The organism is Mucilaginibacter celer, from assembly GCF_003576455.2.
In the GTDB taxonomy this organism is placed as follows: Bacteria; Bacteroidota; Bacteroidia; order Sphingobacteriales; family Sphingobacteriaceae; genus Mucilaginibacter; species Mucilaginibacter celer.
On record NZ_CP032869.1, the window covers coordinates 987,377 to 1,002,506 of the forward strand.

The 15,130-nt window shown below is 44.4% G+C and carries 18 protein-coding genes; 15 read left to right on the top strand and 3 right to left on the bottom strand.

The features are described 5' to 3' along the window. Positions 1-405 precede the first annotated feature (405 nt). The 13 genes from HYN43_RS03940 (at position 406) to hmpA (ending at position 10,258) form a co-directional block, all read left to right on the top strand. On the top strand, positions 406-1,275 hold the full coding sequence (locus tag HYN43_RS03940; protein ID WP_119408220.1) for a sensor histidine kinase: 870 nt from the start codon (positions 406-408) through the stop codon (positions 1,273-1,275). A gap of 152 nt (positions 1,276-1,427) precedes the next feature. After that, the gene (locus HYN43_RS03945) at positions 1,428-1,844 is read left to right on the top strand and encodes a hypothetical protein (RefSeq protein ID WP_119408221.1); all 417 of its coding nucleotides are present in this window, start codon (positions 1,428-1,430) and stop codon (positions 1,842-1,844) included. Positions 1,845-1,857: 13 nt separating this feature from the next. Continuing rightward, a complete protein-coding gene (locus HYN43_RS03950) occupies positions 1,858-2,178 on the top strand; it encodes a hypothetical protein (RefSeq protein WP_119408222.1) in 321 nt (106 codons plus the stop codon). Between the two features lie 19 nt (positions 2,179-2,197). Beyond that, positions 2,198-3,316: a PAS domain-containing sensor histidine kinase gene (locus HYN43_RS03955; protein ID WP_119408223.1), complete on the top strand. Its 1,119-nt coding sequence runs from the start codon at positions 2,198-2,200 to the stop codon at positions 3,314-3,316. Positions 3,317-3,402: 86 nt separating this feature from the next. Next, on the top strand, positions 3,403-3,840 hold the full coding sequence (locus HYN43_RS03960; protein WP_119408224.1) for an RrF2 family transcriptional regulator: 438 nt from the start codon (positions 3,403-3,405) through the stop codon (positions 3,838-3,840). 112 nt (positions 3,841-3,952) lie between these two features. Beyond that, the gene (locus HYN43_RS03965; protein WP_119408225.1) at positions 3,953-6,100 is read left to right on the top strand and encodes a cbb3-type cytochrome c oxidase subunit I; all 2,148 of its coding nucleotides are present in this window, start codon (positions 3,953-3,955) and stop codon (positions 6,098-6,100) included. A gap of 11 nt (positions 6,101-6,111) precedes the next feature. Further along, the gene (locus HYN43_RS03970; RefSeq protein ID WP_119408226.1) at positions 6,112-7,152 is read left to right on the top strand and encodes a cbb3-type cytochrome c oxidase subunit II; all 1,041 of its coding nucleotides are present in this window, start codon (positions 6,112-6,114) and stop codon (positions 7,150-7,152) included. Between the two features lie 19 nt (positions 7,153-7,171). Next, positions 7,172-7,432, top strand: a complete 261-nt coding sequence (locus HYN43_RS03975; protein ID WP_119408227.1) for a hypothetical protein — start codon at positions 7,172-7,174, stop codon at positions 7,430-7,432. After that, entirely contained in the window at positions 7,429-7,836 is a 408-nt protein-coding gene (locus HYN43_RS03980; protein WP_119408228.1) for an Ig-like domain-containing protein, read from the top strand. Before HYN43_RS03975 ends, HYN43_RS03980 begins: the two co-directional genes overlap by 4 nt. Before the next feature lie 156 nt (positions 7,837-7,992). Beyond that, positions 7,993-8,379: a group III truncated hemoglobin gene (locus HYN43_RS03985; RefSeq protein ID WP_119408229.1), complete on the top strand. Its 387-nt coding sequence runs from the start codon at positions 7,993-7,995 to the stop codon at positions 8,377-8,379. Between the two features lie 32 nt (positions 8,380-8,411). After that, the gene (locus HYN43_RS03990) at positions 8,412-8,699 is read left to right on the top strand and encodes a cupin domain-containing protein (protein ID WP_119408230.1); all 288 of its coding nucleotides are present in this window, start codon (positions 8,412-8,414) and stop codon (positions 8,697-8,699) included. 11 nt (positions 8,700-8,710) lie between these two features. Beyond that, positions 8,711-9,007: a cupin domain-containing protein gene (locus HYN43_RS03995; protein ID WP_119408231.1), complete on the top strand. Its 297-nt coding sequence runs from the start codon at positions 8,711-8,713 to the stop codon at positions 9,005-9,007. A 39-nt stretch (positions 9,008-9,046) separates the two neighbouring features. Then, positions 9,047-10,258 (top strand): NO-inducible flavohemoprotein, encoded by a 1,212-nt coding sequence (gene hmpA / locus HYN43_RS04000; RefSeq protein ID WP_245447150.1) that lies wholly within the window; start codon positions 9,047-9,049, stop codon positions 10,256-10,258. Between the two features lie 141 nt (positions 10,259-10,399). On the opposite strand, the gene HYN43_RS04005 is transcribed toward hmpA, so the two are convergent. Together HYN43_RS04005 and HYN43_RS04010 are read right to left on the bottom strand one after the other, a co-directional pair. Continuing rightward, positions 10,400-10,918 carry a protease gene (locus HYN43_RS04005; protein ID WP_119408232.1) on the bottom strand — a complete coding sequence of 173 codons (519 nt, stop codon included), beginning with the start codon at positions 10,916-10,918 and terminating at the stop codon, positions 10,400-10,402. 44 nt (positions 10,919-10,962) lie between these two features. Further along, positions 10,963-11,880 (bottom strand): hypothetical protein, encoded by a 918-nt coding sequence (locus tag HYN43_RS04010; RefSeq protein ID WP_119408233.1) that lies wholly within the window; start codon positions 11,878-11,880, stop codon positions 10,963-10,965. Between the two features lie 191 nt (positions 11,881-12,071). Between HYN43_RS04010 and HYN43_RS04015 the strand changes: the two genes are divergently transcribed. Continuing rightward, positions 12,072-13,190 (top strand): metallophosphoesterase family protein, encoded by a 1,119-nt coding sequence (locus HYN43_RS04015; RefSeq protein WP_245447152.1) that lies wholly within the window; start codon positions 12,072-12,074, stop codon positions 13,188-13,190. Positions 13,191-13,298: 108 nt separating this feature from the next. Next, positions 13,299-13,685 (top strand): VOC family protein, encoded by a 387-nt coding sequence (locus tag HYN43_RS04020; protein ID WP_119408234.1) that lies wholly within the window; start codon positions 13,299-13,301, stop codon positions 13,683-13,685. A gap of 63 nt (positions 13,686-13,748) precedes the next feature. Here HYN43_RS04020 and HYN43_RS04025 read toward each other — a convergent pair whose 3' ends face one another. Then, the gene (locus HYN43_RS04025) at positions 13,749-14,345 is read right to left on the bottom strand and encodes an FMN-dependent NADH-azoreductase (protein ID WP_119408235.1); all 597 of its coding nucleotides are present in this window, start codon (positions 14,343-14,345) and stop codon (positions 13,749-13,751) included. Positions 14,346-15,130 lie beyond the last annotated feature (785 nt).

The window sequence follows — 15,130 nt, forward strand, 5'->3', positions numbered from 1 at the left end:
TTGTGCTTTGTCTGCAGCATTTATCCTTGTTACATTGTGAGGGCATATCGAGGTATCAACCGGTGCAAACCTGCGTTGCAGCGCCCGGGCTCCATTGTAAAACATATCCGGCAGGTTTGGCTTGCACGGGAATGATTTTTAAATTGATCAGGTATAATGTTATCGAGGTAAAAAAGTATAAGTTATTTCTGCCGGTTATAATATTAGGGCAAATACCAACCGCTGGTAAAACCCACATGTACAATAAGTAATTTATACATCAAAATCCGTACTTAATACATTGATTTAGTTTTTGATATATATGATTTTTATAAGTTGAACAGGTGCCTGTATTGATTGCTTTAAATAGCGTATAATTTATAAGGTATCTGCCTGTTTTTGTGGTGATTGTAAAAATAGTATCAAGTGAGCATCAATATAATTATCCGGCTGCCTTATTATAAATTGATACTGATTAACCACATATCTGTGTTAGCCATCAGTACTATCGTCCTTTTATTGGTGGCTTTGGCATTCGCTTTCAATCTATATTATTTAAAGCGTCACAGTAACTTCCTGTTAATTGAAAAGCAAAAGGAAATTAATGAACAAAACCAAAGCCTGCAGCTTTTAATTGCCGATAAAGACCGCTTAATTGACGAAAAAAACTGGCTGCTAAAAGAAGTGCATCACCGGGTTAAAAACAACCTGCAAATAGTGATGAGCCTGCTCAATACCCAATCGGCTTTTTTAAAAAATAATGCCGCGCTTACCGCCATCCGTGAAAGCCAAAACCGGGTTCAATCAATAGCTCTTATTCATCAAAAATTGTATGCCAGCTTAAGCGTGGCTTATATTGATATAGCTGTTTACATTAATGAACTGATTAATTACCTGGGCGATAGTTATGATGTATATGACAAGGGCATCAGGTTTGAACAAACTATTGAGCCTGTAAAAATGGATGTAACCCAGGCTATTCCGGTAGGCCTTATGCTTAATGAGGCCATAACCAATGCCATTAAATATGCTTTTGCAGGTGCTAAAGGAACCATTAAAATAGGCCTCGAAACACTGGATGATGCGCACATTATACTACAAATAAGTGATAATGGCATAGGCCTGCCCGCAGACTTTGATATTAAGGAAGCATCATCATTAGGTATGGAAATGATGAAGGCGCTAAGCAAGCAACTTGATGGTGATTTTAAAATAGAAAGCAACAATGGTGTATTGATTACGCTTGTTTTTGGTGCCGAAAAAAAATTCGGGAACCTTGATAATGAAGATAGCTAATGGCCTAACACCTGTTAGGTGTATGTAATTTATACTACTGAAACCATAATTAATACATTGATTGGGGCACTCCCCGCCCCGAACTTTACATTATTAAACTGAGGTTAATTATTGAGTATTAATTAAACCCGGTTGTAAAGTAAAGTTCGACTATGAAAAAGCTTATTTCTTTCCCGGTGGCGTTTTTGGTAAGCGTGCTCATGTTTATAATTACCGGGCTGTTTATTACGCTTAACACCGGCCTTATGCAGCCTTTGTTGCCGGCCCGGTTTTTTATGGTGGCCCTTGAAGCCGTTTGCGCATTAAAATTTGCCCTCCTTATTATTATGTTAATGCCAAACAAGCCTGCACTTATACAGGTTGCGTGGGGCTTTTTGCTGGCCGATGTGCTGGCTATACTTTTATGCGTAACACTTAGCGGCAGTTTAACTATGCCTGTATCCATTTTCATTGTGCAGGCCATGTTTATCATCTACCACATGGCAAGGCAGGGCAGGTTATGGATTTACAAAAGCGATAACGCAACAAGCATCGGGATAGAAAATGAATTAATAACACCGGGTATTTAAAAATGAGACGGATATGCAGCAGAACCATAAGCTGATAAATGTAATTATCGACCTGCAAACGCGGGGCTTTAACCACGATTTTGTTATCGAGAACGAATATATCAGGTGCCTGCAGTACAACGAACTGATATCGCCCGATGATTTTGAGATACTGGAAACATACCATTGCGATGACCGAGAGGGTGGCAGCCTGGTGTACGCTATCAGGCTGAGCAACTATGATGTAAGCGGGATTTTGATGAGCAGCTACCGCTCGTACATCCGCGGCATGTCATTAAGGTTGTGGTCAAAATTTAACAACGTAATCAAATTAAACTACACAGCAGCAAAATAAAGGCTTATACATAAAACTTATGAACAGGGGAATCAGAAATATTAACAGCCTTGGCGCAACTTTGCCCGAATACACCACTAACGGGGCATACATAGGTAACTGGAAAATTCAGCTCCGGTCAAACAAAATTGCTGTTTGTCCGCGTATGCGCAAAATACTCGAACTTGAAAAAGGTTATGACGATAGTCTTAACGATTTTTTTGATCTGGTTAAGCCTGGTCAGCTAAATCAACTGATCCACGAGTTTAAGGTAGCCTGCTTTAACGGCACCCGGTTTGAAAAACGGGTGCAGATAGTAACCCCACGGGGTACCGAAAAATGGGTTCAGCTAACCGGCGTATTGTATTCGCGCCGCTGGGGCACAGCCGAGCAAATGATAGGCACGGTTGAAGATGTTACCCAAAAAGTAAATGAAGAATGCCTGGGTATGGCCATTATTAACCATGAGCTGCGTGCGCCTTTATCAATCATCAAACTCAATACCCAAACCTTAATTAACCAGTTGGGGCATAGCATCAATAAACAGCCGGTTAAGCTTTTAAATATGGTTGATCAGCATATTAACGGCTTTACCAGGCTTATTGAAGAATACCTGTCGGCATCCGCAGGCGATGATAAAGCAGGGCAACTTAATTTTAGTTTGTTTGATTTGAACGATTTAATTGATATCGTACTTGGCGAAATGCGTATTTTATACACCAGTCATCGGTTTTGCAAATTATCGGCCAATGAGCCGGTATTGATAAGGGGCGATAAGTACAAAATTATGCAGGTGTTGATCAACTATTTTACCAACGCGGCAAAGTTTTCGCCGCAATGCTCGCGCATTACCATCAGTGTAAACTGCATAGACAGCCATGTTGAAGTGGCCATAAATGACGAAGGTGCCGGTATTAACGAAGAGAACGGACAAGTGCTGTTTCAAAAATTTTACCAGTGTAACCAAAAATCGGTAAGGCAAAAAAACAGCAAAGGTTTGGGCTTATACATTGTTAAAAATATTATTCAAAAACACGGCGGCACGGTACGGGCCGAAAATGGAGCTAACGGAGGTGCCGTATTTTACTTCAGTTTGCCAATTGGCGAGCAAAACAAATTTAACACAACCGGGCAGGAGGCGGTAAAACTAATGGCATAAAACGGTAAGCGTTAAGTAAAGAAATAATAAAAGATAAAAAACTCTTTTATTATTGAAACTAATACCTACATTTGCTTCGTAAAGCAATGGGAATATTTTCAAAAACATGTGAGTATGCTATAAGGGCTGTTTTTTTAATAGCCCAGCGCACGGCCGATGGTAATAGGGTAGGGATAAAGGAAATAGCTGCCAGCATTGATTCGCCCGAGCATTTCCTGGCCAAAATACTACAGGATTTGAGCAGGCGGGGCATTATCCAATCGGTAAAAGGGCCCAACGGTGGTTTTTACCTTGATGAGCAAAGCCTGGCCCGCCCCCTGGCCGATGTGATAGAAGCTGTTGATGGCGGAGGCATATTCAGGGATTGCGGTTTGGGTTTGAAAGAATGCTCATCAAAAAATCCCTGTCCGCTGCACTTCGAATTTTTAGATGTGCGCAACCGCCTGCAAAAAATGCTCGAAAATATTACCATAGGCCAGTTTAATGAAGATTTGAACCTGGGTATTGTAGTGCTTAAAAAATAACGCCGGCCCGGATATCACAGGGCTGCTTGATCCCGTTTTTTGGTGAATTAAAACTGAAGTTCATCATTAAAAGATCAATTTAAAAGATAAAAAGGTATTAATATATTTTAATATGAAACTCAAAATCTACTTAGTTTTTAGCCTGTTAACAGGTTTGGTGTTGCTATCCGCCGGTAGCAGTGCCCATGCCGCCGAGGTATTGAAAGCTACCCCGGCTTTTAATACAGCTGCCTGCATTTTAATAGGGGTAACGGTGTTTTTACTGTTGCTGTTATTACTTTGGCTGATACGCCTTGCCCGTGGCCTGCGCGAAGATGAAATTGCCCGCGAGAAATATGGCGATAAATGGGTTTTCAGGCAGATCAATAACCTGAATAGCCGCCAGCTCGATCACCTCATCAGGAGGCGTAACCTCCGTAAAAAGTCTGCCGACGGAAGCAGCGGATCTGATCAGGGTTTTAACGCAACTATTATTGCCTTGCTGCTGATGCTGCTTGCCCCAACGGCAAAGGCCCAAACTACCGATGTCGGCAGCCATTTACTTACCAGCCCCGGCATGCTTATTATGCTTACGCTCATCTTTATCCCGCTGTTGGTAACCGTACTGCTGGTAGGGCTTAAAATCCGTAACATCGCCGTAAAAACCCATTATAGCCGGATTAAAAAAGAAACGAATCAGCTGGCGCAGGCTGCCGATGATGATGCCGTGTATGAGGACTTGTTAAAACGCAAACACGCCCTCGATTACCGTTTAACCAATAACGAGCTTGCAGGCGATATTCCCCCTAACGATTCGAGAGGTATTTTATTGAATGTGGATGAAGTACACGGCCCGCGCTTTTTCGCTTCTAAACGTAAAGCGGCACCTAAACATCAAACCGACCCAAAACTGGTGCGCTTGATTATGTGGTACCTGGGCAGCGCGGCATTGTGGCTGGTACTGGGGACATCTGTAGGAGAGTACATCGGCATCAAATTTGTATCGCCCGATGCCGATCATATCAGCTGGTTAAGCTTTGGCCGCCTCAGGCCGGTGCATACCAATATGGTTTTCTGGGGATGGTCATCCATGGCGATGATTGGGCTTGGGTATTACGTGGTAACCACTGTAAGCAATACGGTTGTTTATAATATCAAATGGGGGTATTACTCTTTAATACTCATCAATTCATCCATAATTATTGGCAGCCTCATGCTCATGGCCGGTATCAACAACGGCGGCGGCGAATACCGCGAATACATCTGGCCGGTAATGGCGCTTTTTGCGGGGGGGATTATTGTAAGCCTGGTTAATTACTTAAAAACCATCGCGCAGCGCAAAACCAAAGAGATTTATATCTCTAACTGGTACATCGTTTCGGCCATGATGTTTTTAACCGTGATAGCTACTGTTGGCTACCTGCCTTTTTACCAGAATGGCCTGGGCGAAACCATTGTGCAGGGTTATTACATGCACCAGGCGGTGGGCATGTGGTTTATGTTTTTTAACCTGGGGCTGGTGTACTACTTTTTGCCGCAGCAGCTGAATACACCTATTTACTCGTATAGTTTGGGTATCCTGGCATTTTGGTCGCAGATATTGTTTTATACGCTGATAGGTACGCATCACTTTATATTCAGCCCGATACCCTGGTGGCTGCAAACGGTGGCTATTGTAGGTAGTATGGGGATGCTGATCCCGGTATTTTCGGGCACTACCAATTTTTTGATGACGTTTAGGGGCAATTTTAATAAAATTGGCCGCAGTTATACGCTGCCGTTTTACATAGTAGGCATCCTGTTTTACTTCACCGGCTCAACCCAGGGCACCGCCGAAGCTTTCAGGGAAACAAACCTCATCTGGCACTTTACCGATTTTACTACCGCCCACTCGCATCTTACCATGTACGGCATCATCGCTTTTATGCTTTGGGCCAGCATTTATACCATAGTACCCCGGCTTACGGGTAAAGAGCCTAAACAGGGTTTGGTGGGCGCGCATTTCTGGATGGCATTAATCGGTTTACTTTTTTATACCATCCCCCTTATGGTAGGCGGAACATTGAAAGGTATTGCCTGGACAGAGGGCAAGCCCTTTATTGATAGCGTAGTGCTGATGGCCCCGTACTGGTTGTGGCGCGCCATTGGTGGCACGCTGATGTGGGCATCGCACCTGGTTTTTGCCTGGAACATTTATGTAATGTTTGCCGCCCAAAAAAGCGAGGCCGATATTAAAAACGAAGTTTTTGAGCAATTGGATCAGTTACCTGTTAACGCCTAACCCCTGCAATCATGGAAATTTATAACGATCATAAAAAGCTTTTTACAGCGGCGCTGTGCCTTTTTTTACTGCTTACTTTTTTTGTAGCGATAGGGCCCGCGTTCACCAGTCAGAATAACAACGCGCCTTTACCGGGCAGTAAGCCGCTAAGCAGCCTCCAAACCGAAGGTAAAGCTGTGTTTATTGCCGAAGGCTGCGTAGCCTGCCACACCCAGCAGGTGCGCAACGTAGAGATGGATAAGGTTTGGGGGCCGCGCCCCAACGTAGCTGCCGACTACGCCAACATAACCCGTACGGATGTATGGCGTAATACCGCCACGCTGATGGGATCGGAACGTACCGGGCCCGATTTAACCAATATAGGCACCCGCCAACCCGGCGACGATTGGCATTACCTGCATTTGTTTAATCCGCGCTCGGTGGTGAGCCAGTCGGTTATGCCATCTTATGAGTGGTTGTTTGATATTAAAGATTATGCCTGGCCCAATGATGTGGTAGTTAACGTGCCCGATGATTTTAAAAAAGGCATCAGCGGTAAAATTGTGGCATCGCACAAGGCTATGGCGTTGGTAGCCTACCTTAAATCATTAAAAGAAGTTACCCTGCCCGATGGTAAACCTGTACCGTTGTTTTTATACGGCAAAACCGCTGCCGAAAAAGCAGGTGGCGCTACGAGTAAAGGGGCCGGTACCAAATCCGGGCCCGACGGCGAGGCTTTGTATGCCACCAATTGCCAAAGCTGCCACCAGGGCAACGGCGAGGGATTGGTTGGCGCGTTCCCGGCGCTTAAGGGCAGCAAGGTGGTGCTTGACGATAACGCCGAACTGCAGGTAACCATTATTATGAAAGGCTACAATGGCCGTGTAAGCGAGGGCTACGGTGAAATGCCGCCCGTAGGCACCAATAATAATTTAAAGCCCGAAGAAGTGGCCGCCATTGTAAATCACGAGCGTTCGAGCTGGGGCAATAACTCCAAAAAGGTAACGGTTGACGATGTGAAAAAGATCATCGCCTCGTTTGATAAACCGGCCTCTGTGGCAGCAAAAAAATAATCAACTCAACAATCACAACATGAAAAAATATATCATACTACTGCTTGTACTGATGATAAGGCTGGATGCTACAGCCTGCGAATCGTGCAAAAAATCGGGCGGTTTTACCGGCATAACCCATGGCCCCGGCCCGGACAGCAACTGGGATTACCTTATTGTACTGGTAATGGTAGTAATTACGCTGTACGTACTGGTGGCCAGTATTAGGTGTTTCATCAAACCCGGCGAAAAGAGTGAGCAACACATTAAACGGATGATTTTAAACAACATGAAGCCATGAGAGATCAAAGTTTTGTAACCCTGTTTATAGATGATGATGCCACCCCAATCGGCGAATTCCCGGCCCCGGTAACCTTCGATCTGGATACCCGCAAGCTTACCGATGGCAACCATACGCTTAAAGTAGTAAGCAAAGATCACCAGGGTAAGGAGGGCATTAAACTGATCCCGTTTGTAGTGCGCAACGGCCCCGCCATAGCTATCGAGGGTTTAAAAAAAGACGAGATAGTAGAAGGTGTGCTGCCGTTGATGATAAATGCCTACGGCAAAGGCGATCAGAAAACGTTTATGCTGCAAGGCAGCGAAACCCCGCAAAGTATCCCCTGGTGGCTGGTGGCAGGCATTATTCTGTTTGTGGCCTGGAGCGGGTATTTTATTATCACATCGCTGGCGGTGAAGCTGTAAGTAGAGATTAGTGATTGGAGGTTAGAGATTAGAGATTAGTTGTCTGAACCATGATTTGGGGGTTAGATAGGATTTCTATTTGGGGATAGGCAAAAATCCTATTAATCCCAAAAATCCCCCCAAATCCCGGTTCAGAAAAATATAAAAAGGAAAAAAATGAACGATATACAAAACCTCACATCAATCAAACTACTGGTTGATGATTTTTACCACAAGGTGCGGCTCGACGGATTATTGGAGCCCGTTTTTGCCGGTGTTATTGAAAACGACTGGCAGCCGCACCTTGATAAAATGTACGCCTTTTGGAATACCGTGCTGTTTGGCGTAGCCGGATTTAAGGGTAACCCTTTTGCAAAACATGCGCCGCTTTTAATCAACGCCGATCATTTTACCCGCTGGCTGGAGCTGTTTAGCCAAACTGTTGATAGCCACTTTGAAGGGCCTGTAGCCGTGGATGCTAAAAGCAGGGCAGGTTTAATGGCGGTGATGTTTCAAAGTAAATTGGCCAATATGAAAGGCGGGCCGGGTAGGGTGATTGTGTAACTGCGTTTATGCTGATAAAAAGATAAAATGTTATGGAACAGCTTCAAACAAATCAAAACTTCCAGGTAGTTAAAATTGACCTGAAGGCCGATGCAAGCATGCAAAGGCACATCGCTACATGTGATGCCTGCCTGCTGGTTGAAGAAGGCAGCGCTCTGCTTATTTACGCGGGCGAAACTTACGAGCTAAACAAAGGCGAAACCTATGTAATACCAGCCAACGAACAACACATGCTAAGGGTAATTAATGATTTTAAAGCCTGGATAGTTTTAGCCAATGGCGCGCAAATCAGGTATGCTGAGCCGGAAGAGGTTAATTAATATAAAATAAGATGGTAATTGAACAAGTGCGCGAGCAAATGCAAGAGGCCGCCGGGGCGGTGGTAAAAATTGTAAAACAGGGCGGTAGCTATAAAATGATGGCTATCGGCCTGAAAAAAGGCGCGGTGCTGAAAGAGCATAAAACGGCCGTTCCGGCAACGCTTATTGTAATTGAAGGCGAGGTGTTATACAACGAGGCCGGGCGATCTGTAGAACTGAAAAAAGATACTGATTTTGAAATACCCGTAAACGTGCCACACGGGCTGTTGGCTAATGAGGATAGCATTTGTTTGCTCATCCAGGGTTGATTTAAGCAGCATATTCATACATATATAATCTGTTAATTTATGATCACTAACAAACAAAAAGAGTTGGTTAAGGCCACAGTGCCGGTATTGAGGGAGCATGGCGTATTATTAACCACTCATTTTTACAAACGCATGTTTACCCATAATCCCGAACTGAAAAATGTGTTTAACATGGGTAACCAGCAAAACAGTAAGCAGCAAACCGCCCTTGCCATGGCTGTGCTGGCCTACGCCGAGCATATTGAAAACCCTGCCGTGTTGATGCCCGTTGTTGACGGCATAGGCCAGAAGCACATCAGTTTGGATATCAGGCCCGAGCATTATGCCATTGTAGGTGGCCACCTCATCGCTTCCATAAGCGAAGTATTAGGCGATGCCGCTACTCCCGAATTATTAGAGGCCTGGACAGTAGCCTACAATCAACTGGCGGCCATCATGTCGGGCCACGAAAGTAAACTGTACGCTAAACAGGTGGAGAAAAAAGGCGGCTGGACAGGCTGGCGACCGTTTGTGGTGAAGGAAAAAGTAAAAGAATCGGCCGAGATCACGTCGTTTTACTTATATCCTACCCATGGTGGCGAAGTGCCAGATTTTACGCCCGGCCAGTTTTTAAGCGTACGCTTGTTTTTGCCCGAGCTTAATTTGCTACAGCCACGCCAATACAGTATCTCAAGTGCTCCAAACGGCGAATATTACCGTATTTCGGTAAAACGCGAGGCTGGTACCCATTTGTTGGCCGATGGCATGATCAGTAACCGCCTACATAATTTTGTTAACGAGGGTGATATTATTGAAGTTTCGGCACCGGCAGGTGGTTTTGTTTTGAATGCTGATAGCGACCGACCGGTTGTTTTTATAAGCGGTGGCGTTGGGCAAACTCCATTAATGAGCATGCTGGAAAGCCTGGTTGAAAGCGGCAGCAAACGCCCAAAAACCTGGATTCATGGTTGCAGGGATAATAACGTGCATGCCTTTAAAGAGATGATAGAGTACTGGGAAAGCAAAAACGCCGATGTTAAAAAGCACATTTTTTACAGCGAAGTAACCGGAGAAGAATCTGCAGACTGGTATAACGGCTGGGTTGACCTTAACCAGTTAGGCGATGAAATTTTCGCGCACGAAACGGAGTACTACATCTGCGGCCCGGCCGGTTTTATCGAACTCCATTACCGCGAATTGCTAAGCAAGGGAATTGATAAGCAACTGATCCATTTTGAAGAGTTCGGCCCGCAAACTTTGCAGTTGAATTAATTAGCAAACATATCTAAACTACCGAGTGTCATGCCGAACTTGTTTCGGCACCCCACTTGCTAAGCGGCCATGCTAAGCAAGTAGGCTACTTATCCTGTGGGATGCCGAAACAAGTTCGGCATGACATTTGGATAGTTGTTATTACTTCATGTAAACAAACGAAACACTATCCTTTACCGCCAAACCACTCATATTTTGGCCAACATAAACAATAGTATATTTAGCAGGCTTGCTAATATCAAACGCTTTCAACAAATCGGCAGTTACCGATAAGCTGTCTTTGGTATTAACTTTAATATAGCTGGCAGCAGGTGGCGGCATAATACGTTTAGCCATTGGGCCTTTGTATTGCATTTCCTGGCCGCTTTCGTCTTTTACCTCCAGGTATTTGCTCATTAATGGTTCAAAAGGTGTGTGCCATTTGCAAAACTGGCGGGCGGTATCGGCATTGTTATAAACGGTGAACTTTAGTTCAACATGCTCACCAACTTTAATGGTGTTTTTAATTTGCATTTTGGCAATTAGGCTATCGCTAACCGTTTCTTTAACAGTTTGATTACCGGCAGAATCGGCCGATGCCGATGTTTTTTTGGTGTTGTTTACGCTGCAGGCAGACAGAGCCAGTAAAGCTCCGGATAAGATTATTTTGTAGTTTTTCATACGCAAAGGTAACCATTTTGGGCATGGCTCATGTTAAATCAGCGTTATTGAAAAGCTTTACGCCTCAAATCTTCCTTCAATTTATCAAACCTCACCCAATAAATGTGGCAGTGTTTTTCGTCGGTGCCTTTGGTGTAAAACATATACTTCCCATCCGGCGTAACATACTCACCCCACCGGTGCGCATCGCCATCATTAATTAGCGGACCGAGATTTTGCGGCACCGTCCACGACTTATCTGGCTTGCGGAAGGTAATACCCAATTCGCATTCATAATCCGGTTTTTCCTTGTAGCTGATAATCATAAACGATTCATCCGGCGATACATAAAAATCGCCGTCAAAAGCCTGGGTATTAATTACCGGGCCGAGGCTTTTTACCACATCAGGGTTGCCGGGTTTAAAAGTGCAGAAATCATAATTGCTGTAATCCTTTGTCTTGCCCGTGTCGGTGTTGCTGCCGATGTAAAAAGTGCCGCTTTGCGTAGGCATCAGATCGTACAGGCCGAAATCCTTTTTCAGGAATAGTTTGGGTTCGGTCCAGCCGGTTTTGTTGCGGTGCGAGATCCAGGTGAAGGCGTGTCTGCCATCGCCTTGCCCGCCGGCCAGGTACATGCTTTTGCCATCGATAGAAAATGTTGGGGTGTGATAACCGCGATGGAGCACCATCGGCCCAACCCATTTCTTCCCGTCAAATTTAAAATACCTTATTTTAAGGCCCATGGCATTAAACCAGTGCATGGCATTATCATAATAAAACTCCTTACCATCTGCCGAAAATGCCGACCTGCCCATCGCTATCCCGCTATCCGGTATCAGCAGGTGCCGGGCAAAAAGCCGGGGTGTATCATTAGGTGGCGTTTGGCCCAGCCATGCATTGGGGCTATTAAAAAAGCTTTTTTGCGCGCTGAGCTTATTGCAGATACAGCAAAATAAAAACGATAAGATGAATAATGATTTCATAAGGTTTTGAATAAGAGGTCGGTCATTTTAAATTTTTATCGAAGGTAGGGGATGGTTGGGCCTAAACCGGGTTCAAAGCTGTTCAAGTTTGTGCAAAGCGGGTTCAGGTTGCGGATGAGCAACTAACAGCGGTAAAAATGGCGCGCCGCCGATTTAACCCAGTCTTAATATAACTTGCGTATTTTTACACCATGGAGCAAATGACAGTAATTTCTTCATTGAAGCACACCACCCCGGTTATCAAAAAAGATCAGCCCGACGATAGTTATAAATTCCAGGCCGCTCCAGCGGCTTCCGGTAGTTATCCTTACCATTTAAATATTGATAATGTTGTACCCGGTATCGTGGGGAATAAAATGATATTTCATATGGTGGGTGATACGGGCAGTATCCGCAACCCCGGTTCGCAAAGGCGGATAGCTGCTTTGATGGCAAAGCAGTTTGAGGCGGTTGCAGAAACTGATCAACCTAAATTTTTATATCATTTAGGCGATGTGGTTTACAATTATGGCGAAGCCAAAAATTATTACGACCAGTTTTTTGAACCCTATAGCATATATCCCGGCCCGATATTCGCGATTGCCGGTAACCACGATAGTGATATAAATCCTGCTGCCGAAACGCCCTACCAAAGCCTCGACGCTTTTACCACCGTATTTTGCGATACCGTTTCGCGCCCTGTAGCCCTGAGCCGTGAAATTGACCGCAAAAGCATCACCCAACCCAATATTTACTGGACGATGGATACCCCGCTGGCTACCATCATCGGTCTGCATACCAACGTACCCAAATACGGAGTGGTAACTCGTGAACAACGCGATTGGTTTATAGAGGAGCTCCAAAAAGCCGATACACAGCGCCCCGATAAAGCTATTATACTTTGTATGCACCACGCGCCGTATTCGGCAGATATTAACCATGGCGCCAGCCTGCCGATGATTGATTTTCTGGAAGGGGTTTTTAATGAAACCGGCATCCGTCCCGATGTTGTTTTCAGCGGACACGTGCATAACTATCAGCGTTTTAATAAGCGCTATAATGATTGTGTGATAATGCCCTATATTGTAGCAGGCACTGGTGGGTTTGACGAATTGCACCCCATTGCATTAACAGATAACGAACGTTTTACTGCTGATGACTACAGGTTTGACGGTGTTAGCCTTGAATACAATTGCGATACCCGCCACGGATTTTTAAAAGTGAGTGTTGAAAAAGAAAGTGCCGGTATTGCCATCACCGGCGAATACTATACCACCGATGAAGCGGGAAGTATTGCAGTTTTAACCGACAGGTTTGTGATAGAGACTTGAAAATTTAATATAACGGTAATCTCATCGGCTTTAAAATAGTTTAAATTTATCAGCGGTACAGGGCAACTACTCCCAATAAATCAGCAAACTAATTTAAAACAACTAATTATGGATCCTTTAGCAAACGCATTAAACTGGTTCGAGATTCCGGTAACGGATATTGAACGCGCGCAGAAATTTTATGAGGGAATTTTCGCTATGCAGATGTTCCCCCTGCCCGAAATGATGGGTATGAAAATGGCCGGCTTCCCGATGGATATGAATAGCGGTAAAGTTTCGGGAGCCTTGGCACAAAGTGATTTTCACAAATCATCTGCCGAAGGCGTTATCGTTTACCTGAATGCCAACCCCGAGATCCAGGCGGTGATTGACCGTGTTGAAGAATTTGGCGGAACAGTAGCCATGCCCCGCACCGAAATCAGTCCCGAAATTGGCGTTATGGCCTTTTTTATCGATACTGAAGGTAACCGCATTGGTTTGCACGCTCAACAATAATAGCGGACCAAAATTAACATAGAACAAAGGCGGGAGACTTTGATCTCCCGTTTTTGTTCTATGTTAAAGTTCGATGCTTGCAATAGCCCTATCCAAAGCCGTCGCCTGCAGGTCAGGTACTTTGATACCCTCAACGCGGAAGGCTTTGATATCCGTCATCCCCATAAAGCCTAATACAGCGCGCAGGTACGGCTCGGTAAAATCATAAGCTTTCATAAATCCTTCCGAATACACACCGCCCGATGCTATGGCCAGGTAAACCTTTTTGTTTTTTACCAAGCCTTCGGGGGCTTTGCCATCGTATTTAAAAGTTTTGCCTGCGCGGGCAATATGATCTATCCAGGTTTTCAGGGTTGATGGGATGCTGAAATTGTACATTGGGGTATCAATCACAATGGCATCGGCAGCCATCAATTCGGCAATGGCCTCGTCCGAATGTTTTACTGCTTCTGCCAGTTCTGGCGTACGTTTTTCTTCGGGAGTATAAAAAGATGTAAGGTGCGCTTCTTCCAGGTGTGGATAAGGTGTCGCGCTTAAATCGTGCGTAGTTAGTGTATTATCCGGGTTGGCCGATTGCAATTCTTTCACCACCGCGTTACCAAGCTTTACGCTGAATGAAGCTTCGCCCTGCGGGCTGCTTATTAAATGTAGTATTTTCATTTCTGTGTGTTTTGTGAAAGCAAAATTACTTGGGTTTAGTATCAAAAAGATACTACTATCCTGTAGGATACCGGTATCCTACAGGATAGTAGGGCAGTTAGCAGTTTTGAGTAGGCAGTTTGCAGTTGGTTTGTCTGAACCGGGATTTGGGGGGATTAGTTGGATGGGCAGGATTATTGTCTGAATTAAAATTCCCTTTTCGGTACCGTTCCAGTTTTAAAGGTGGAACACTTTGAGTGAAATTAAAAAATGGAACACCTGATAATCAGTATCTTGCAAAATTGTAAAAAAATCAAAAAATACAATTGGAACACTTTGGTATTGATAATCAGTTGTTTATAAAAAGTAAAAATCAAAAGTGGAACACCCTGTTTTTAAAAGTGGAACACTGACAAGATCTTGTCAGTAGATAGTGAATTTAATTGCTACAAATGGTGCTTAACGGTGCGTTTTTAATGCCTGAGCGGGGGCCGCGTTAAGGATTGCAGTGAAAAGCCCGGAGCGCGCGGGGGGGCTGTGGGCAGGCAAGGCGAGGACTTGTAACGGAAAGCCCGCCCGTTGGCTAACGGGAACGCCCTGACTTAGAGATTAGTGATTAGAGATTAGTTGTTTTATGGAGAATTATACTGGTTGATTTTTATTTTTTGGGATTACACCGATTGATTTTTGATTACACCGATTTGAACCGTTGATTTTTTTGACTACGTTGATTTCGCTGATTTTTTCTTTGGTGATAAAATTGATTTTTAATTACACCGATTTTGTCTGAATCGGAATTTATAGAA